General features: G+C 67.8%; 19 protein-coding genes and 1 pseudogene. 7 read left to right on the top strand and 13 right to left on the bottom strand.

All coding sequences use genetic code 11. The features are described from left to right. Positions 1-70 precede the first annotated feature (70 nt). From AB0J16_RS43765 to AB0J16_RS43755, 3 genes and pseudogenes are all read right to left on the bottom strand, one after another. On the bottom strand, positions 71-841 hold the full coding sequence (locus AB0J16_RS43765; RefSeq protein ID WP_358551218.1) for an ISAs1 family transposase: 771 nt from the start codon (positions 839-841) through the stop codon (positions 71-73). After that, positions 802-954: pseudogene (locus AB0J16_RS43760) on the bottom strand (transposase family protein); the annotation flags it as partial. The pseudogene AB0J16_RS43760 and the gene AB0J16_RS43765, both read right to left, overlap by 40 nt. A gap of 298 nt (positions 955-1,252) precedes the next feature. Continuing rightward, on the bottom strand, positions 1,253-1,864 hold the full coding sequence (locus AB0J16_RS43755) for an RICIN domain-containing protein (protein WP_358551216.1): 612 nt from the start codon (positions 1,862-1,864) through the stop codon (positions 1,253-1,255). 175 nt (positions 1,865-2,039) lie between these two features. Here AB0J16_RS43755 and AB0J16_RS43750 point away from each other — a divergent pair, with 175 nt between their 5' ends. From AB0J16_RS43750 to AB0J16_RS43740, 3 genes are all read left to right on the top strand, one after another. Next, the gene (locus AB0J16_RS43750; protein WP_358551214.1) at positions 2,040-3,149 is read left to right on the top strand and encodes a class I SAM-dependent methyltransferase; all 1,110 of its coding nucleotides are present in this window, start codon (positions 2,040-2,042) and stop codon (positions 3,147-3,149) included. A 164-nt stretch (positions 3,150-3,313) separates the two neighbouring features. After that, the gene (locus AB0J16_RS43745; protein ID WP_358551212.1) at positions 3,314-4,585 is read left to right on the top strand and encodes an ATP-binding protein; all 1,272 of its coding nucleotides are present in this window, start codon (positions 3,314-3,316) and stop codon (positions 4,583-4,585) included. A gap of 322 nt (positions 4,586-4,907) precedes the next feature. Beyond that, positions 4,908-5,027 (top strand): hypothetical protein, encoded by a 120-nt coding sequence (locus AB0J16_RS43740; protein ID WP_358551226.1) that lies wholly within the window; start codon positions 4,908-4,910, stop codon positions 5,025-5,027. Between the two features lie 288 nt (positions 5,028-5,315). On the opposite strand, the gene AB0J16_RS43735 is transcribed toward AB0J16_RS43740, so the two are convergent. The 4 genes from AB0J16_RS43735 to AB0J16_RS43720 all read right to left on the bottom strand — a co-directional run bounded on the left by AB0J16_RS43735 (position 5,316) and on the right by AB0J16_RS43720 (position 8,281). Further along, positions 5,316-5,453: a hypothetical protein gene (locus tag AB0J16_RS43735; RefSeq protein WP_358551210.1), complete on the bottom strand. Its 138-nt coding sequence runs from the start codon at positions 5,451-5,453 to the stop codon at positions 5,316-5,318. Between the two features lie 151 nt (positions 5,454-5,604). Then, positions 5,605-6,885 (bottom strand): FAD/NAD(P)-binding oxidoreductase, encoded by a 1,281-nt coding sequence (locus tag AB0J16_RS43730; protein WP_358551208.1) that lies wholly within the window; start codon positions 6,883-6,885, stop codon positions 5,605-5,607. Further along, a complete protein-coding gene (locus AB0J16_RS43725) occupies positions 6,882-7,082 on the bottom strand; it encodes a ferredoxin (RefSeq protein ID WP_357944715.1) in 201 nt (66 codons plus the stop codon). The genes AB0J16_RS43730 and AB0J16_RS43725 overlap by 4 nt, the downstream gene beginning before the upstream one ends. Next, positions 7,082-8,281, bottom strand: a complete 1,200-nt coding sequence (locus tag AB0J16_RS43720; protein ID WP_358551206.1) for a cytochrome P450 — start codon at positions 8,279-8,281, stop codon at positions 7,082-7,084. The genes AB0J16_RS43725 and AB0J16_RS43720 overlap by 1 nt, the downstream gene beginning before the upstream one ends. A gap of 100 nt (positions 8,282-8,381) precedes the next feature. Here AB0J16_RS43720 and AB0J16_RS43715 point away from each other — a divergent pair, with 100 nt between their 5' ends. The 3 genes from AB0J16_RS43715 (at position 8,382) to AB0J16_RS43705 (ending at position 11,044) form a co-directional block, all read left to right on the top strand. After that, positions 8,382-8,996, top strand: coding sequence for a TetR family transcriptional regulator (locus tag AB0J16_RS43715; protein WP_358551204.1), 615 nt, complete (start codon positions 8,382-8,384; stop codon positions 8,994-8,996). Positions 8,997-9,350: 354 nt separating this feature from the next. Continuing rightward, complete coding sequence (locus AB0J16_RS43710; RefSeq protein ID WP_358551202.1) at positions 9,351-9,557, top strand: hypothetical protein; 207 nt, start codon at positions 9,351-9,353, stop codon at positions 9,555-9,557. Beyond that, positions 9,548-11,044: a glycosyltransferase family 39 protein gene (locus tag AB0J16_RS43705; protein ID WP_358551200.1), complete on the top strand. Its 1,497-nt coding sequence runs from the start codon at positions 9,548-9,550 to the stop codon at positions 11,042-11,044. The genes AB0J16_RS43710 and AB0J16_RS43705 overlap by 10 nt, the downstream gene beginning before the upstream one ends. Positions 11,045-11,083: 39 nt before the next feature. Here AB0J16_RS43705 and AB0J16_RS43700 read toward each other — a convergent pair whose 3' ends face one another. The 6 genes from AB0J16_RS43700 to AB0J16_RS43675 form a co-directional block, all read right to left on the bottom strand. After that, a complete protein-coding gene (locus tag AB0J16_RS43700) occupies positions 11,084-12,301 on the bottom strand; it encodes a hypothetical protein (RefSeq protein ID WP_358551198.1) in 1,218 nt (405 codons plus the stop codon). Positions 12,302-12,366: 65 nt separating this feature from the next. Continuing rightward, complete coding sequence (locus AB0J16_RS43695) at positions 12,367-12,768, bottom strand: hypothetical protein (RefSeq protein ID WP_358551196.1); 402 nt, start codon at positions 12,766-12,768, stop codon at positions 12,367-12,369. Continuing rightward, positions 12,765-14,885, bottom strand: coding sequence for a right-handed parallel beta-helix repeat-containing protein (locus AB0J16_RS43690; RefSeq protein WP_358551194.1), 2,121 nt, complete (start codon positions 14,883-14,885; stop codon positions 12,765-12,767). The genes AB0J16_RS43695 and AB0J16_RS43690 overlap by 4 nt, the downstream gene beginning before the upstream one ends. 101 nt (positions 14,886-14,986) lie before the next feature. Further along, complete coding sequence (locus AB0J16_RS43685; RefSeq protein WP_358551192.1) at positions 14,987-15,595, bottom strand: TetR/AcrR family transcriptional regulator; 609 nt, start codon at positions 15,593-15,595, stop codon at positions 14,987-14,989. 7 nt (positions 15,596-15,602) lie between these two features. Beyond that, positions 15,603-17,159, bottom strand: a complete 1,557-nt coding sequence (locus AB0J16_RS43680) for an MFS transporter (RefSeq protein WP_358551190.1) — start codon at positions 17,157-17,159, stop codon at positions 15,603-15,605. Between the two features lie 90 nt (positions 17,160-17,249). Next, complete coding sequence (locus tag AB0J16_RS43675; RefSeq protein ID WP_358551188.1) at positions 17,250-18,476, bottom strand: MFS transporter; 1,227 nt, start codon at positions 18,474-18,476, stop codon at positions 17,250-17,252. Positions 18,477-18,624: 148 nt separating this feature from the next. Here AB0J16_RS43675 and panB point away from each other — a divergent pair, with 148 nt between their 5' ends. Continuing rightward, positions 18,625-19,455: a 3-methyl-2-oxobutanoate hydroxymethyltransferase gene (panB, locus tag AB0J16_RS43670; protein ID WP_358551186.1), complete on the top strand. Its 831-nt coding sequence runs from the start codon at positions 18,625-18,627 to the stop codon at positions 19,453-19,455. The last annotated feature ends 56 nt before the right edge of the window (positions 19,456-19,511 follow it).

The raw sequence follows: 19,511 nt of genomic DNA, 5'->3' as shown, positions 1-19,511 counted from the left end.
GACGGGGCCTTAGACAAGTCCGATCCTCCCAGTTCAAGGGCACTTTTCTTATGTGAACGATCAGGTCGGCTCAAATTCGCCGTGAAAGCCGCAGGCTAGGCGGCGGCCGTGTGGCACTCAGAGACACCGAACGACCCGATTTGGCGCCGTACGTCGTAAGCGGCTCAGTCTGGGCGGCATTTATGGATGGCGCCAAGAACGGCGAATTCGACTTCTGACCCCAACGCCGGCGGCACCACGACAGCCGTACGTGCTCGAACCGCTTGCCGCGCCCGCCGGGCGAGTGGCACCTTGATCGCCATGACTGCTGTGCCCTCCACCTGGGTTGCAGGCTGGGCTGGTTCTTCTTGACGATCAGGATGTAGTGGGCGTTATTCTCGGCCACCAGGAAGGTGACGTGTTCGCGCTGGGTGTGCAGCGCGTCGGCGGTGAGAACGTACCCGTCCAGGTCAAGGCCTGCCAGCAAGGGCTGGAATCGGGCGATCTCGTTGGTTTTGCCGTTCACGTCGGTCTGTGCCAGCACTAGGCCGGAGCTGTGGTCGAACGCGGCCGGCAGGTGCACTGTGTGGTGCTCGTTACGGCGGGCGCCGCGCAGCGCCTTGCCATCCACCGCGACCGCCCGGCGCATCGGCCTCTCACCCGATGAGGTGGGTTTGGGCTGAAGCTGGGCATGCCGGCGAGCGGCGAGCCACGCAGCGAGGATGGCGTCGAAGGTGTCGGCGTCGACGATTTCCAGCACGCGGCGAATCGTGGCCTCATGCGGCGTTGGGCAATGCCGCTCACGCGATCGTGCCGAACCTCCAACGCGGTCTGTACCTGGCCAGGGGCATCGGCGATCCATTCGCCGATCGCGGTGAAAGACCGCGCTCCCGCCAATACCGCCGCTGCGGCAATTGTCAGGATCGAGGCCAGCGCGTGGCGGATGCCGCGCCGTCCACGCGAGTCGGGAACCAGTCGCAGCTAATCCAGCAGGTTCCCGCACTCAGCCGCAGCTACAGGGGCTGAGTCGCGGGCAGGCCCTGTGTAAGGTGCCGGCAAGCGCATTCACCTTTTGGCAGCTGTCAAGAACGCAGACCGCTGCGTGGGAGGTGTGCGCTGCGGCTGACGGGGCCCTGGAGCGGGACCGCTGATGACCGTGAGCGGTCCCGCTCATATGTCTTTCAGGTCTGGGCGATCCGTCTGACAGATCTGAGCGGCAGCCATAGAGCTGGGCGCCACCGGCCACGGCTCGGCTCCCGGGCGGCCCTTCATGTCAGTACACCGAATACGCCTTCCATATCTGGGCTTTGGTGTTGTTGCAGGTCCACAACTGAATTCTGGTCTCGTCCGCGAATTTTCCGCCCTTGATGTCGACACATAGTGTGCCCCCGTCGGGTCCGACGGGGACGAGTTCATAGTTGTTGGTGCCGTAATTAAAGTCCAACCTCCATAGATTGGAGTATGGCATGTTCGCCCCCGAGCACTCGTAGGCGTTCAGAAGCTGACCTTTGCTGGTACTGAGTCGGGTAAGACACAGGTCGGGATTGGTGGCCAGCGAAAAAACCAGGCCATCTCCGTAGTCAGTTTCGATGGTCTTGCTCATGATCCACCGCTGGGAGGCGTTGTTGGCCCTTGCTTGCCCGAGAGCCAGAACCGTGTTGTTCGTCGTCCTGCCGTTCGCCGTTCCTAGACGCCAATGTCCGCTGGGGGCGCCGTCGGCTTCGAGGTACACTTCATCGATGAGTCTCGACGTCGTGGCGGCGTGAGCGGTTGATGATGTAGTTGCTTGCCGGGTGACGGCCGTAGCTGCCGACGCAGGGGACGAAGCAACGCCGCTGCCAAGGGTTATCGCGGCAATGAGAGTAACGATTTTGCGCATGCGCATGCCCGGATTCCTCTCGCAGATGACGGCCTGACCCATTGATACTGTGGGACGCGATCTTCTGGTGCAAGCCTTTGCACGCTGATGCAATAACCCAGCTCACGCATACCGGCGGGTCTCCGGGCAGGCGACTCTTCTGCTCTTCTGCCATGACGTCGTCGAGGAGAAAGAGGCGGCCATGGACGCCTTGAACATCGACACCAGCCCGGAAGCCCGTACCGATCAGCTCGTCGAGCGCCTGTTGGACAGCACCATCGGCGCCCTCGAACTCTTCTCGGTCTACCTCGGCGCCGAACTCGGCCTCTACCGCGTACTGGAACAACGAGGTCCCCTGACCGCCGAGCAGCTCGGCGAGCAGGCCGGGATCGCGGCGCGTTACGCCCGCGAATGGCTGGACCAGCAGGCCGTGGCCGGCTTTCTGCAGATTGAACCGGACCTCCCCAAGGCCGCCGACAGGGAGCGGCGCTATCGCCTGGACCCCGCGTACGCCCGCGTGCTGACGCACGTCGACGACCCCGCGCACGTGGCGCCGTTGGCCCACATGCTCGCCGGGATCGGCGGCGTCCTGACCGAGGTGGCACATGCCTACCGCACCGGTGACGGCGTTCCCTACCAGGACTACGGCCACGCCTTCCGCCACGGCCAGGGCCACATCAACCGCCCCGCCTTCACCCACGAACTGCCCACGGGCTGGCTGGCCGCGATGCCGGACGTCGTGGCCCGCCTGGAGGCGGCGCCGCACCCGCACATCGCCGACGTCGGCTGCGGGCAGGGGTGGTCGACCCTGGCGATGGCCCGCGCCTTCCCCAGCGCGCGGGTGGACGGCCTCGACCTGGACGCGGCCTCGATCGCCGACGCCCGCCACCAGGCCACCGGGGTCGACCTCGAAGGACGCGTGCGTTTCGTGCACGCCGACGCCCAGCGCCTGCCCGACACCGGCCCGTACGACCTCGTACTCATCCTGGAAGCCCTGCACGACCTGCCCCAACCGGTCCAGGTGCTGCGAGCCGTCCACCTGGCCCTTACCCCTGGCGGCACGGTGCTCATCGTCGACGAGCGAGTGGCCGACCGCTTCAGCGCACCCGGCGACAAGATCGAACGGATGATGTACGGCTGGAGCGTCACCCACTGCCTGCCCGCACAACTCGCTGAGAAGCCTTCGGCGGCTACCGGCACGGTACTGCGCGCGGAGACCGTCGGAGAGTGGGCGCGTGAGGCCGGTTTCGCCCGATGCACCGTGCTGCCGGTCGACAACGACTTCTTCCGCCTGTACCGACTCGACACCTGAGCGGCGCTGTTCTGCCCCACAGAACTCCGGCTCCGCGCGAATTCGACCCGGCCACTCAACAAGACAGCGAGCTCGCATGTCGCGTAGAGTGACTGAGGCTGCTTCTCTCCGGTTTTCTACGCAGAACAGCATGTAACCCTTGGCACCAGGAGGTCAGCCCGCCCATGCTGCTGAGTTTTCGCGTCGCCAACCATCGATCCCTTCGCGATGAGCAACAACTTCTGCTGACACCCAGCTACGAAACGGACTCACGGTCGCCCCTTACCGCCGAAGCCGTGCCCGTGATCGGCCTATTTGGACCAAATGCTTCGGGTAAGTCCAATGTAATAGACGCCCTTGTTTACATGCGTAACCTCGTCCGAGGCTCTCTTCGCGAATCCGAGCCTGGGGCAGGAATAAAGCGCCACCCCTTCGCCTTGGATCCTGCCGCTCTCGAGGAGCCCTCTACCTACGTGGTCGATCTGCTGATCGAGGGCGTGCGATACACCTATGGGTTTGCCGTGGACGATGCCCAGGTGGTCGAAGAGTGGATGTTCAGTTACCCCTTGAAAAAGAAGAGGGTGATATTTCAGCGAAGCTTGGACGACTACTCGTACGGAGACCACTCACCCGCATCAATGCGACAGGTAGCCGCGATCACCGAGACCAATGTACTGTTCCTGTCCATCGCGGCGAGATCAAGGCAAGAGGAAATTCGACCGGTCTACGATTGGTTCACAGAAATTCTGACCCGAAACCCTCGCCATTTCCGACCAGGGCGCCCCTCTACAGCCGAATCACTGGATCGCCTTGGCCTGCTGGACAGGATAACCGCCCTACTGCAGGCGGCAGACACTGGAATCGAGTCCGCCGAGATAGTCGAAGAGACCGATGCAGAGCTTGCAGAAAGATCCATGCGCCTCAAAGGGCCGGACGGATACACGCCAGAGCGCCGCAAGGATATATTCTTCAAGCATAAGGGCGAAGGGGGAACATTCGCGCTGAGCCTACGCGACCAATCCTTGGGCACACAGATCCTGTACGAAATGGGATTCGACGTGTTCAGGACGGTCAGCCGAGGATCGATATTGGTCGTCGATGAGCTCGATTCGAGCCTTCACCCGTATTTGACGGCACAGCTCATCAAGCTCTTCAGCGATCCGGCGCTCAACACCCGTGGGGCGCAACTCATCTTCAGCAGCCACGATGCGACCCTCCTCGGCCGGATCCAGGGTGAAGAAGTGCTACGCCGTGACGCCATCTGGTTCACGGAGAAGAATGATCATGGTGTCACCGAGCTTTTCCCTCTGACCGACTTCAAGCCCCGACTCGACGAAAACCGGGAGCGACGCTACCTGGCCGGTCGCTACGGCGCCGTGCCGATTGTCAGCGACAACCTGTTCGCCGCCGCTCTGGCGACCCGTGGAGAGGCGGACGATGTCTCCTCGGAATCTTAGAGGCGAGAGAAACAGAAAGAAGATTAATACGGAAACTCGCCTCGACCGCACGAGGAGTGGAACGCGGCAGGAACGATCGTCTTTCTTGATTCTTTGTGAAGGCAAAACCGAGAGAGACCACTTCATCGGCATGCGGTCGCGTCGCGGGCCACAGATCGACGTCGACATGCCAGAGGTCGACCACCTATCCATAGTGCGCGAGGCACGCACTCGCAAGTCCGATGAATACAGCGCAGTTTGGTGCGTTCTGGACACGAAACTCGATCAATCGCTAGCTGATGATCTTGTCAGAGAAGCCACCTGAGCCTCCGTCGAGCTTTGCCTGTCCACTCCTTGTTTCGAAGTATGGCTGATCATGCATCACGTCGACTGCACACGACCGTTTCAATCCGCCGAAGAAGCCAAGAAGAAGCTCAAGTCCCTCATCCCTTCATGGAGCTAAGGTACGACTCGGTTCTCGGACTTTTCACATGGCCTGGAAGACGCATGCCATCGGGCACGCAAGATCGACCCAACCGGACGCGAAGTCTCCAAAAATCCCTCGACGAACGCTTGGCGACTCGTTATCGAGCTAAAAGCCGGACTCGATTAGCTCGCTATGAACCGCGAGACGCCATGCGCGTCCAGGCAAGTTCGTACGGGCGGCTGGGTCTCCACGAAAAATCGCGGACCGGGTCCTCGGATGCGGCATTGGCGAGGTCGAGTTGCCGCTCCCTGCGGTCGCCGGTGATCAGGTCCACGTCCAGATGGTCCTGCTTCTGTCGGACCCGACCACACCAGACACACCGTCGAGGCTGATCACGGCGAGGTCGGCCATCGCGTGGATGGTGTGGCCGGAGAAGCAGTGGAACATCCGAAGATCATTCATGCGCGAGACCGTATCCCGCCCGTGACACTTTCCACAGATTCCCGGCAGCTCGGGGGTCGCCTGGGGTTCAACCACCGTAGAAGGACCTGCAGGCTGCCGATGCCGCGAGTGGGTGGTGTGGCGCGGGAGTGCCGGTACACCGCCCAGGTGTTCAGGTCCCGCTAGTTATGGATCGGAGGGCGTCGGTGACGTGCCCGCGGGCGAGCCTGACGCCGCGCGGATGGTTCCAGCCGATCGCCGCGGTGGGGACACCGTCCACCTCGGCCAGAGCGGCGAATCGGCCGCTGCCCGGCTCTCCGTCGAGTGGGCGCAGGCGGGCGCCGGGTGGGATGTGGCCGTGGATCTGGAGCTTGACGTCGTACTGGTCGGTCCAGAAGTACGGGATCGGGCTGTACGGCGCGCCGTCTCCCATGATGTCGGCGGCCACGGCCATGGCTTGCTGGGTGGCGTTGGTGCGGTTCTCCAGGCGGATGCTCGTTCCCAGGAGTTCGTGGTGCCAGCGGGCCACGTCGCCGACGGCGTACACGCCCGGTGCGGCCCGGCAGCGGGAGTCGCACTCGACGCCGTCGGTGAGCGCCAGGCCGCTACCGGCCAGCCAGCCGGTGGCCGGAACGGACCCGACGGCGATCACCACCACGTCGGCGGGGACACTCTCTCCGCTGGTCAACTCGACCGCACCGACCCGCCCGGCCGGACCGACTCGCTCGGCCGGGCCATCCCCGGAAGCCGCTCCCGTCAGGCCGGACACGCCCACCCCGGTGCATACCCGGACTCCGTGGCTTTCGTGGAGTGCCCCCACCAGGCTGCCGAGCTCGTCGCCCAGCTGGCGGACCATCACGGTCGGCAGGGGGTCGACGAGCGTGACCTCAGCCTCCAGGGTGCGAGCGGTGGCGGCGATCTCGCAGCCGAGTACGCCCGCACCGATGACCGCGACCCGCCGCGCCCCGCGCAACTGTTCGCGCAGGGCCAGGGCGTCGTCGAGAGTGCGCAACGTATGCACGCCGGCAAGGTCCCGAGTGGGCAACGTGTGCACCCCGGCAAGGTCCTGAGCGGGCGACGTGGGCGCCCCGGCAAGGTCCCCCAGGAACGGCGGCCGGCGCGGGCTCAGGCCGGTGGCGATGACGAGCGTGTCGTAGGACAGCGTCCGCCCGTCGTCGAGATCCACCGTACGGGCGGCGGTGTCGAGCCGTTCGGCGCGGCGGCCGAGGATGAACTCGGCGCCGAGGGCGTCGAGCCGGGCGGGGTCGCGCAGGAAGACGCGTTCGGCGGGCCAGGCTCCGGCCAGCACCTCCTTCGACAGCGGTGGCCGGTCGTAGGGCAAATGCGGCTCCTGACCGACCAGCCGGATCTGCCCGGCGTACCCCTTGGCCCGCAACACCTCCGCCACGGTGAGCCCCCCGGCCGAGGCGCCGACGATGAGCACGCCGCTCACGGCTCCTCCGTCAAAGCGATGGCCGTGGCCGGGCACAGCAGCGCGGCCTCGCGGACGGCCGCGTGGAGTTCGGGCGGCGGCGCGGGGTCGAGCAGGACCACTACGCCGTCGTCGGGGTGCTGGTCGAACACTTCAGGGGCGCTGAGCACGCACATGCCCGCGGCGCAGCAGCGTTCCGGGTCCACATCGATGCGCATCACACCACGTCCCAGGTGACCGGGAGCCGGTGCACGCCGTAGATCATCATGTCGGTGCGCAGCGGCACCTCCTCGGCCGGCACGTCCAGGCGCAGCGTCGGGAACCGCTCGAACAGCGCGGGCAGGCCGACCTGCAGCTCGACGCGGGCCAACTGCTGGCCCAGGCACTGGTGGACGCCATGGCCGAAGGCCACGTGCCCGGTGGCCGGGCTGCCCAGGTCGAGTACGTCGGGGTCGGCGAACTGGTGCGGGTCGTGGTTGGCCGCCGGGATCGACACGGTGACGGTCTGACCGGCCTTGATCAGCTGCCCGCCGAGCTCGACGTCCTCCAATGCGGCCCGGTGCAGGCCGGGGACGATGCTCAGGCGACGCAGCAGTTCCTCGACGGCCTTGCCGGCGTCGGCGCGCAGGAGCGCGAGCTGGTCGGGGTGGCTCATCAGGGCGAAGGCGCTCAGGGCGAGCATGTTCGCGGTGGTGTCGAACCCGGCGCCCATGAGGATGCCGCCGATGACGGACAGCTCGTCGTCGGTCAGGTCGCTGTCGTTGGCCAGGCCGCTGAACAGGTCGTCGGTGGGCTGGGCGCGCTTGGCCGCCGCCAGGTCGCGCATGAACCCCTGCACCGCGGCGAAGGCGGCGACCTTGTCCTCCGGAGAGATGCCCATGCCCCCGAGCACGGCCATGTGGTGCTGGAAATCGGCCCGGTCGGCGGTCGGCACGCCCAGCAGTTCGCAGATCATCAGGGCCGGGAGCGGCAGCGCGAACGCCTCCACCAGGTCCACCGGCGGGCCGTGCCGCTCCATCGCGTCCAGGTGTTCGGCGGTGATCTGCTCGATCCGTCCCGTGAGCTGGCGCATCCGGCGGACGGTGAACTGGCCGGTGAGCAGCTGGCGGTAGCGGGTGTGCTCGGGCGGGTCCATGGAGGGGAAGGCGCCGGGCGGTGCGGGCCGGGGCTTCGCGCTGAGAGTCGCCCCGGGGAACGGGCTGTGGGTGAGCTCGGCCCGGTGGCTGAATCGCTTGTCGGCCAGGACCGAGCGGACCAGGTCGTGCCTGGTCACCAGCCAGCCGATATGGCCGTCGGGGTAGGCCATCGGGGCAACGGGGTGTTCGGCGCGCAGGTGCCCGAGCTCTTCGGGCGGGTCGAAGGGACAGCCTGGGCGACGCGTCATCGGGATCGGGCTCGGGTACGCGGGTGCGGACATCTCATTCCTCTCTGGTCTGGAGGTGACGCGGCTCCACTTAACACCACTAAGAGTAAAAATACAACTAGTGTAAAAACAGTCGTGATGTAAGCTCATCCCCGTGGAGGAGACACGGCGCGAGCGCAAGAAGCGCCAGACCAAGCAGCTGCTCGTCAGCACCGCGTACCGGCTGTTCAGTGAGCAGGGCTACGAGCGGACCACCGTCGCGCAGATCACCTCCGAAGCGGATGTGGCGACGAAGACGTTCTTCAACTACTTCCCGAGCAAGGAGGACGTGCTGTTCTCCGACGCCGAGCACTATTACGAGGTGGCGCTGGAGGTCCTCGCCGAGCGGGCGCCGGATGAAGGGGTCCCGGAGCTGCTGCTGCGGACCTACGACCAGGTCATCGCCCGCTATCTCGCCGACGATCCGCTGACCGGCGACCGCGAGCGGATGGAGATCTACGGCAACCTGATCATGACCGTCCCGGCCGTACAGGCGAAGGCCCTGCATGTGCTGTTCGACCTGCAGAGCAAGATCGCGGGCGCGTTCGTGAAGGCCTTCCCGGACGAGCTGGACCCGATCAGCGCGGCGGCCGCGCTCGGCTCCCTGCTGGGCGCCGTCCAGGCGGCGACGCGCGCCTGCGGGGAACTGCACGGCCATTCGGAGGAGGAGTACTTGAAGGCGGGCCGACGGGCCGTCGAGATCGCCATGCGCGGGCTGGGCGCATTGTGAAGTGACAGCCCTGCCGTACCTGGATCGCTTCGGCCCGCCCGAGCGCACCCACCGAAATCAGGCGTCCACGGCCTCCTCCCACACGGGATGATCCCGGGCGCCGGGCCGGCACCAGATCAACGCCCGCGATGACGCCTGCTGCGCGCTGCCCAACGTCTCCCACAAGGCCAGTTAACCGGCGCCTGCACCGGCGCCTTCAGACGTCACGGACGTCGCCGGAGCAGCGAAGATTGGCGACGAGGTGCTAGCAATATGATATCATCCAGATATCAGGCAGCACTGAGGCTCGTTGACTGCTGGACTCATCATGAGCGCGAACACGGGCAAGGACATGTCCGCACGTCGAATTGGTCGATGGCGGCGGTCGCAGGCGCCAATCGCACGGCGGCCGAGCGCGAGATCTTCGGCCCGCGCGGCGAACGGCCCTCGCCGACCGGATCCGTCGAGCGGGGTCGATCCGGCCGCCACCTCTTCCGGCTGGTCCTGCGCCACGGCGATCGCGAACGCCCTACCGATACGACCGGTGGTGATCACGACCGATGGTTGACGGCGTGGATGTGACGAGATCGCCAACGGGTTCCCGATCGTGGGCGGTGCCGTGGCCGGTGTGGCTGGTGGCCGGGCTGATGGTCGCCGGGTTGCTCAGCCTGTCGGGGGCGTACGGCTTTCATGGTGATGAGATGTACTTCGCGGTGGCGGGGCGGCATCCGGCGTTCGGGTACGTGGATCAGCCGCCGCTGACGCCGTTGCTGTCGGCGGCGGCGGTCGCGATCCTGGGGGCCTCGCCGACGGCGGTGCGGATCCTGCCGGCGCTGGAGATGGCCTCGGTCGTGATGATCGTGGGGTTCATCGTCCGCGATCTGGGTGGCTCGCGCCGGGCGCAGGTACTGGCCGCGGTGACGGCCGGCATCTCGGGGTATCTCGGCGCGGGGCACCTGGACACCACCACCGAGCCGGACCTGCTGGTCTGGGCGGTGGTGATGTGGTTACTGGTGCGACTGCTCGCCGGCCGGGATCGGCGGCTGTGGGTGGCGGTGGGGCTGAGCGCGGGCATCGGGCTGGAGAACAAGGACACGCTGCTGTTCCTCGCCGTGGGGCTCGTCATCGGGGTGCTGCTGTGCCGGCGCTGGGAAGTCGTCCGCTCACCGTGGGCATGGGCCGCGGCTGTGATCGCGGTCGTGATGTGGGCACCGAACCTGGCATGGCAGGCCGTGAACGGCTGGCCGCAGCTGACGATGGCCTCGCGGATCGCCGGGTACGCGGCGACGAACCGCGCCCAGGCCCTGCCGTTCCTGTGGCTGTTCACCGGCCCCTTGCTGTTCCCGGTCTGCGTCATGGGCCTGGTCTGGGTGCTGGGGTCGCGGGCGGCCGCGCCTTGGCGACCGCTCGGGGTCGCCGCCCTCGTGGCCATGACCTTGGTCCTGCTCAGCGGCGGCAAGGCGTACTACGCGATCGGCAGCGCCGCGCTGTTCATGGCGGCCGGCGGGATCGTCCTGGACAAGTGGATCACCCGGGGCCATCGACGGCTCAAGATCGCGGGGTTCGGCGCGGCGGGCGTCGCCTCCGGTGGGCTGATCGCGCTACTGACCCTGCCGGTCCTGCCGGTCGCTGCTTACGCCAAGACCACCCTGCCGGCCACAGTGCCCGACGTGGCCAACCAGATCGGCTGGCCACAGTTCGTGGCGAGCGTGGAACAGGTCGTGGCCGGGCTGTCCCCGGCGCAACGCGCCCACGCGGTGATCCTTGCCAACAGCTACAGCGAGGCCAGCCCCCTCATCCTCCTCGGCAAGGGCCTGCCGCCGGTCCACTCCGGCCACAATTCCTACTGGACCTGGGGACCTCCGCCCGCCGAGCGCACCGTCGTCGTCCACGTCGGGGACTGGCGACCGGCTAACTGGACTCAGTACTTCACCGGCTGCCGGGACGTGGCCCGTATCGACAATCGGCTCGGGATCGACAACGGCGAACAGGGCAAGCCGGTCACAGTGTGCACCGGCATCCGCGCCCCGTGGACAACGATATGGCCCGCCCTCCGCACCATCAGCTGACCCGGCAAGCCCGCCTTGACCAGCAGCACCGCAGCACCCTCAGGCGAAGAGCAGGGTCAGGCCCCCGATCGTGTAGCAGAGCATCAGGATGAACAGCGGGATCTGTCCCGCCACCGCCCTGTCGGGCCGCAGCAGGCGGACGGAGCGGTCATGCGCGGCGACCACCCCCACCACGTGCCCGATCACGATGGCCAGCACCTGGACCGTGGCGATCGTGGCCGGGCTGACCACGTTCTGGTCCACCGAGGCGTCGAGGCCGAGTGACAGGATGATGGCGCGCTGGCCCTCTATGACCAGCAGCGAGAAATAGTGCGCGATCAAGTAACCGATCGCGATCGGCACCAGCGAATGGGCGAAGCGGGGCGCCAGTCCCCTGGTCCCGCCGATCAGTCCGGCCAGCCCGAGACAGGCGCCGTACAGCACCGCCACCCCGGCGATGGCCGCCAGCAGGCCGAGCGTGCCGAGCCCCGCCCTACCCAGGGAGCCGGACTGCAGGGCGTTCACCCAGACGGGCGACGAGGAGAAGCCGTCGTAGCCGGTGCCGCCGAGCAGTACGCAGACGGTGGCCACCAGGCCGGGAGCCGGTTCGAGGGCGTCGAGGCCGTCGAACGGATTCCGCAGCACCGGCTTGCCGTCGGCCCGCCTGCCGAAGGGTGACAGATGGCCGATCAGGGTCGAGTACCCCTCGAACGGGTCGCCCCTGGACAGCCACACGTGGCCGTACACCAGGGTCCCGGCCAGCTGCGCCGTGCCGTACAGGCCGCAGAAGACCAGCAGCGTCGCGGGCGCGGCGGGCTCGGGCGCGACCAGCTCCATCCAGGTGTACGCCAGCAGGCCGACGGCGGCGGGCCAGTAGCCGAGCCGCGGCGGCAGTGGCGCGCGCGGCCGGTCGGGCAGCAGCCGGAACGGGTTCAGCACCCGCCACACCGGCCCGAACAGCAGCGAAGCGGGCACGAGCCCGACCCAGAAGAGCACATACACCAGGTACGGGCCGGCGTTGCCGTCCGCGGGGCCGACCACGAGCCAGACCAGCGTGTACGCGACGGCCAGGAGGGTGAGCACCCGCAACGGCCGGGCAGGCGGCCGCAACGGGAGCACCCACCCCGCCCGATCGCCACGGAAGCGGGAGTCCGCCCAGAGCAGCCCGAGCGCCAGGAAGGACACCACGAGCGCGGCGAATGCCCCGGCATAGGCGTAGAAAAGCGGAATCGGCAGATCGCTGCGACTACCCACCCCATGCGCCAGCACGCCAGTCACCTATCTGCCCACCGTCTCGACCGCGCGCCCGGCTACTTGGGCGCCCGCCGTCTCGACCGCGCCCGTCATCGAACGGCCACCTGGGTGAGTACGAGCTTGCTCCGGTGTGCCTCCACCTGGAACACGCCGGTCAGGTCCGCCGTGAACCGCAGCGTCACCGGCTCGCCGGGTCGCAGCCCGGCCTTGAGGTCGTAGCCGTGCACATGTACCTCGTCCGCGACGTCACTGGTCACCGTGATGCTGACCGGCTGCCCTTTGGCCATCTCCAGCCACCCCGACGGCGGGCTCACCTTGCCCCCGGCGATGACGATCGCCGCGTTCGACCGCGCGCTGGGCTCTCCAGTGGAGACCTCGTGGCTGTTGCCGGGATTGTGGTGGGTCTGTGACAGCGGCCCGCACCCCGCAACCAGCACACACGCCAGAGCCAACAGCAGCGCAGGCGCCAGGGCGACGACGGCTCGCCTCACGCCGGCACCCCGGCCTCAGCCGACGCCGTCTCCGCCGTACCGCCGCGCCGCCTGGGCGCCAGGACGACCACCGCGCAGAGCACCCAGAACCCGGTGAGCAGCCCACGAACCCAACCAGGCCCCAGCGGAATCATCGGGATCAGATAAACCACCCGGTCGAACGCGTCCAGGGCAGCCAGCAGCCCCAGCACGATCGTGAACCAGCCGAACACCGGCCGCCCCCGCCGCACCGCCGCGCCCAGGCAAAGCCACCAGCCCGCCATGAGCAGCAGCGCGAGCGCCGCCACCAGCGTCCCGCCCGTGGCGGCGGCCACCACGTCGAACGCCAGCCCCAGGAACCCGCACAGGCTCCCGGCCACGACCAGCCGGTGCCGGTACTCGCTGCGCGCGGCCATCGCCGGGGGCACCCCGTTGGCCGCCGGGTCGCCCTTGCGCCGCCGTACGGCCTGGCCGGTCCGCCGCCAGAACAGGGCCGCGATCAGCGCGAGCACGGCCGAGCCGCCCAACGCGAGCTGGGCCTCCACCTTGCCGAGGCCGGCGGCGCCGAACCAGTCGCAGCCCGCGGGCAGCCGCGCCTGCGCGGCGCTGAAGTCGGCGCACAGGTAGAGCTTGCTGAGCTTCACCGGCTCGGCCAGCCAGCGGCTGGAGCCACCGGACAACGCGGGCGCCTCGGCCGCGCAGACCGGCAGCACCGCGGGCGAGGACCGGCCCACGTCGGCCTGCCAGCAGTTGCCGGTCCCCTGGCCGTCCCACCAGACGTCCAGAGCGTTGGGGCGCCGCTCGCCGGTGGGGCTCACGCCGAAGACGTTGCCCTCGTAGCGGTTGTAGTTGGAGGTGTCGGCCTGCTTGGCGAGGTCGTTCTCGCCCCTGATGAACGCGGGGACGCCGAAGAGCCCGAAGGCCGCGCGGTTGTGGCCCCAGATCTGGTTGTTCTTGAAGACGTTGTAGTTGCCGCCCGCGACCAGCACGCCGGTGCCCGGCGGGGCGCCCGTCTGGGAGCAGACCACGCCCTGCTCATAGCCGCGCTGGGCGGGCGGCTTGGCGCAGGTGCCGTTGCGCGTGTACTCGTAGTAGTCCTTGTTGTTGTCGTGGATCTTGTTGTTCTCGAACTTGGCGTGGTTCTGCGGCAGGCCGGGGTGGCTGGGCCAGAGGCTGTCCATCGTGGCGCCGACCATGTTGTCGTAGAACTCGTTGTCGTGGACCCACATGGAGTCGCCCGCGGTGCCGGAGTATCCGAGCGCGTTGTCGTGGCTCTTGCAGCGGCGGATCTCGATGGCGTAGCGCGGGACCTCGTGGCCGCGGCCGTTGTTGAGGTTGGAGGCACTGCCGGGATAAAGGCCGCCGTCGCCGTTGCCGTACGCCTCGCAGTCGGTGTAGAGGCCGTGGTCGCTGGCGAAGGTCAGGAAGCCGTACTCGTCGTTCCAGCGGGTGAGCACCTGGTCGATGACGAAGCCGTCGTTCTCCAGGATGTACAGGGAGTTGAAGGTGGTGCGCTGGGCGGTGAAATTCCTGAAGTAGACGCCGTCGGTACGGTCGGCGCGGATGGCGTTCAGCTTGCGGTATTGAGCGTCGACGATCACGTCGAGAGGGGACGCGCCGGTGCCCTCGATCTGGAGGTCCTTCTTGCCGAGGATGGCGACGAGGTTCTGGTTGTGCGGGCAGCGCTGCTGCTGTTCGAAGGAGAGGATCTGGTAGCCCCAGGTGGACCAGCGGGCCGGGAGGTGGGCGCAGTCGCCGGTGGGGGCGGCCTGGCTGGGCTCTTCCTGGTAGAGGCCGGGGAGTACGGCGATGGTCATGCCCGGCCGGTCGACCTTGTCGACGGCCTCCTGCAAATCCCTCACCCCCTTTTCCCGACATTTCGCGAAGAGGTGGAGGTTGCGTTGTTTCAGGACCTCCGGGAAGGTGGCGATTCTTCGGGCGAAGTCGTCCGCGTCTGTTTTACAGACCAGCAGATCGGGCTCCGCCCCGCGTAAGCCGGGTCGTAAGACGGGTAAGGTGCCCGAACCGTCGGGCAGCGTGACCGGGCGCTCTTCGTGGGCCAGCGCCGGGGCGGCGAGCATGAGCAGCAGGGACGAGCTCAGGGCGACGACGGTGGCGAACCTGCGCATGGGGGGCATGGCCGCGAGGCTAGAACAGGACTCATGTTCTGCCTAGAGCCAAGATCAAAACGGCCGGGAGAATCTCCCGGCCGTCCGAATCTCCATCCTGAGAGCTGATCTCAGCCCTGGGGCCCGATCCCCGCTATGACCGCGTCGACGATCCGCTCGGGCAGGTCTGCGGGCAGGTCGCCGGCGGGCGCCCACTTGGTGTGGTGCATCATGGTCCCGGACAGCATGGCCATGGCGAGATCGACGTCGAGGTCCGGCCTCAGCTCACCAGAGGCGACGCCACGCTCCAGCGTGCCGCGCATGGCCAGCTTGCGCGGCTCGACGGCGCGCTTCATGAAGCGCTCCATCAGCCGCGGGTAGCGATCCGCCTCGCTCATCGCGATGTTCATCACGCACCGGCCCCGGGCCTCGCCCGCTTCCTTGCGGATCACTTCCAGCAGGACGATCAGGTCGTCGCGCACCGACTCTTGGAGTAGCGGCGGCAGCGGTGCCCTGAGCGTGGCGAGCGCGTCGACCACCAGGTCTTCCTTGTTGGACCAGCGCCGGTAGATGGTCGTCTTGCCGACGCCCGCCCTCGACGCGATCGCCTCGATGGACAGCTCCGACACGCCCATGCCCTCGGCGATCAGATCGAGGGTCGCCTCGATGATCGCCTTCTCGGCCTTTTCGCTGCGCGGACGGCCCGCCGGACGGGCCGTCGTGGATTCCTGGATCGTCATCGCGGCCTCACACTACCGCTGGTTCTTTCTTTTCCACCTGCTGGACCGGGCGCGCCTTGCCCGGCATCCACTTCAGCACCACCAGCACACCCAGCAGCGCGATGACCGCGGAGACCAGGGCCGTGGTGTGCATCCCGTGGAGGAAGGCGTTGAAGGCGGGCTGGATGAGGGCCTGCCCGTGCTGGCCGAGGGCGTGCGCGGCACCGACCGTCGCCATGATCGACTCGCCGGCTGCGTGCTGGGCGTCGGCCGGGAGGCCGAGGCCGGACAGGGCGGGCGCGATCTCGCCCCGGTAGCTGGAGGACAGCACCGAGCCGAGCACGGCCACGCCGAGCGCGCCGGAGATCTGGCGGACGGTGTTGCTCATGGCCGAGCCGACACCGGCCTTCTCCCTGGGCAGCGCCTCCATGATGGCGGTGGTCGCCGGGGGCATGATGTTGGCCATCGCGGCACCCTGCACGAAGAAGATGATCTCGATGATCACGATCGGCGTGCTCTGGTCGAGGAACGCGTAGCTGGTGAGCGCCGCGGTGACCACCAGCATGCTGACCACGGAGGAGAGCTTGGCGCCGAAGCGCTGGTTAACCCGCTGGCTGAGCGGCGCGAAGATGAGCTGCGCCGCGGCGAACGGGATCATCAGCGCGCCCGCCTGCACCGGGGTGAAGCCCAGCACGATCTGCATGTAGAAGGTCAGGAAGAACATCCCGCCCATCATCGCGAAGAAGACGATGCCCATCATGCCGATGGCGGAGGAGAACCGGACGTTGCCGAAGTTGCGCACGTCGAAGGCGGGGTGGTCGGTACGCCGCTCCCACCAGACGAACGCCGCCAGCACCGCCACACCGATCAGCGTCGGGGTGAGCACCTCGGCGGAGGCCACGGTGGCCAGCTCGCCGCCGCGAATGATGCCGTAGACGATGGCGACCAGGCCGATGATGGACAGCACCACGCCGATCGGGTCGAGCTTCGACGGCTTGGGGTCACGCGACTCCGGCACGATCGTGCCGATGAGGATCATGCTGATGATCACGATTGGCACGTTGACCAGGAAGACCGAGCCCCACCAGAAGTGCTCGATCAGCACCCCGCCGGTGATCGGGCCGATCGCCACCGCCAAGCCGACGCCACCGGCCCAGACGCCAATGGCCTTGCCGCGCTCGCTCGGCGGGAAGACGTTGGAGATGATGGCCAGGGTCGCGGGCATGATGGCCGCGCCGCCGATGCCCATCGCCGCCCGAGCCAGGATCAGCTGCATCGGATCTTGTGCGTAGGCACTGGCCAGCGAGGCCAGGCCGAACATCAACATGCCGATGAACAGCATCCGCTTGCGTCCGGTGCGGTCACCGATCACCCCGAAGGTGAACAGCAATCCGGCGAACACCAGCGTGTAGGAGTTGATCGCCCACTCCAGCTCGCTCTGGGTCGCGCCCAGACCGACGGTGGGGTCCGCGATGGTCTTCATCGCCACGTTGAGGATCGTGTTGTCGAGCACGACCGCCAGCAGGCTGAACACCAGCACGCCGAGGATGGGCCAGCGGCGTGGATGTCCTGTGTTCGCATCCATGGAAGCACCTTAATTTCGATACGCTTGAGTTTCGCAACGCTACCGTATCGCAAAGATATTCCGATACGCAACGGACTCGTTTCGTAAGGGTTAACTCGTGGCGACGACTGGCTCGGCCGGCTCCGTGACCACGGTCGGTGGCGCCTCGACCGGCTGGGGCCGCCGCCGCCAGAACGGCAGCGCGACCAGCACCATCGCCACCCCGATGAGCCCGGCCACCACGAACGCCCAGGCGGGGCCGTGCGCGTCGATGATCGCCCCGGCGACCGGCGCGGAGAGCGCGCCCCCGATCAGCAGGGCGGTGCCGTGGAAGCCCATCGCCTCTCCCCTGGCGCCCGCGGGCACCCAGCGGCTGACGGTGTCGACCGTGGAGGACAGCGAGGGGGCGCAGAGCACACCGGCGGGCAGCAGGGCCAGCATGAGCCACCACCAGTCGCCACCGGCCAGCGAGGCCAGAACGGTCAGCAGGCCCATGCCCGCAATGAGGGCCAGGGGCGAGACGCCGCGCGACAGCCCACCGTACACGAAGCCGCCCGCGAGTGAGTAAAGGCACCAGATGGCGACCGCGAGCCCGATCCACGGGGTCTGCCCGGCATGCTCCATGGTGCCGACCAGGGCGAGCTCGGTCGCGGTGAGCACGAACGTGGCCGCGGCCACCGTGCCCAGCAGCGCGACGAAGGCGGGCGTGAGCCACTGCCGCCGGGGCACCTTCATCGCGGGCGCCTTCAACTCCTCGGCCGACCGGGTCGGCGGGTTGAGCGCGATCAGCGCCACGCCCGAGCCGGTCAGCCCGACCGCGATGGCCGCCAGCGTCGGCCCGCTGCCGAGAGTGGTCATCCCGGCCACGGCCAGCGCCGGGCCGACCATGTAGGCGAGCTCGACCAGCATCGAGTCGAGCGAGAAGCCGGCCCTGCGATGCTCGACCGGCACCATGGCCGCCAGGCACTGCCTGATCACGCTGAACACCGGCTGCCCCAGCAGCCCTGCCACCGCCGCCGCCACGACCAGCCCGGCGTACGGCAGCGCCCACGCGCCCGCCCAGAACGCCGCCTGCGCGGCGGTGGTGACGGTGAGGATCGGCCGCAGACCGTATTTGTCGACGAACCTGCCCGTCAGCGGCGACCCGACGGCCATGCCGACCGTGCTGGCCATGGTGACCAGCCCCGCCTGCCCGAAGCCGAGCCCCAGGCCGTTGACGACATAGAGCGTCAACGCCATGCCCGTCGCGGTGGTGGGGATGCGGGCGATCAGGCCCACCAGGAGTAACGTCCGCACGCCGGGCAGCCGGAACAGCCGCTTGTAAGGGTCGAGAGCCATGTTGATTGCTTACCTCCAGGTCCATTGTGGCAAGGGGCACCGACAATTCCGCCACTGGTTATCGCCGTACGCGGTCAGCCTCGTGCCATCATCGGAAGGGTCCGGGTACGCCACAGGGGCGCCTCGAGACTTCACCGGAGGGTTTGTCATGTCCTCTTCCACCACTCTGTACGGCGGCGCCACGGGCCACCGCGTCACCGTCCGAGACCTGATCGCGGCCAAGGAGCGCGGAGAGAGGTGGCCCATGGTCACCTCCTACGACGCGATGACGGCCCGCGTGTTCGACCAGGCGGGCATCCCCGTCCTGCTGGTCGGCGACTCGGCGGCCATGGTCGTCTACGGCTACGACTCCACCCTGCCCGTCACGGTCGACGACCTGCTGCCGCTGACGGCCGCCGTCGTCCGCGGCTCCACGCGCGCCCTCGTGGTCGCCGACCTGCCGTTCGGCTCGTACCAGGGCTCGGCCCAGCAGGCGCTGGAGACGGCGGCGCGCTTCATGAAGGAGGCCGGCGCGCACGCGATCAAGCTGGAAGGCGGCCGGCGCGTCCTGCCGCAGGTCGAGCTGCTGGTCTCGGCGGGCATCCCGGTCATGGGGCACCTCGGCCTGACCCCGCAGTCGGTCAACGTCCTCGGCGGCTACCGCGTCCAGGGGCGCGGCCAGTCGGGCGATGAGCTCATGTCGGACGCCAAGGACCTCGAACGGGCGGGCGCCTTCTCGGTGGTGCTCGAATGCGTGCCCACCGAGCTGGCCGAACGGGTCACCGCCTCGATCGCCATCCCGACGATCGGCATCGGCGCGGGACCGGCCACGGACGCGCAGGTGCTGGTGTGGCAGGACCTCATGGGGCTCACGCCGCGCCCGGCCAAGTTCGTCAAGCAGTACTCGGGGCTGGCCACGGAGATGGACCGCGCCGTGCGCGCCTTCGCGGCCGACGTGACCTCGGGCGCCTTCCCTGAGGCCGGCCACTCGTACGAATGACGCGAGTGACCGGCCACGGCCAGACCCCTGGACACATCCCGACAAATGGGAAAAAG

This window comes from Nonomuraea sp. NPDC049750 (assembly GCF_040659625.1).
GTDB lineage: Bacteria > Actinomycetota > Actinomycetes > Streptosporangiales > Streptosporangiaceae > Nonomuraea.
The sequence above is the reverse complement of the archived record's forward strand: the minus strand, read 5'-3'. Positions and strand labels throughout refer to the sequence as shown.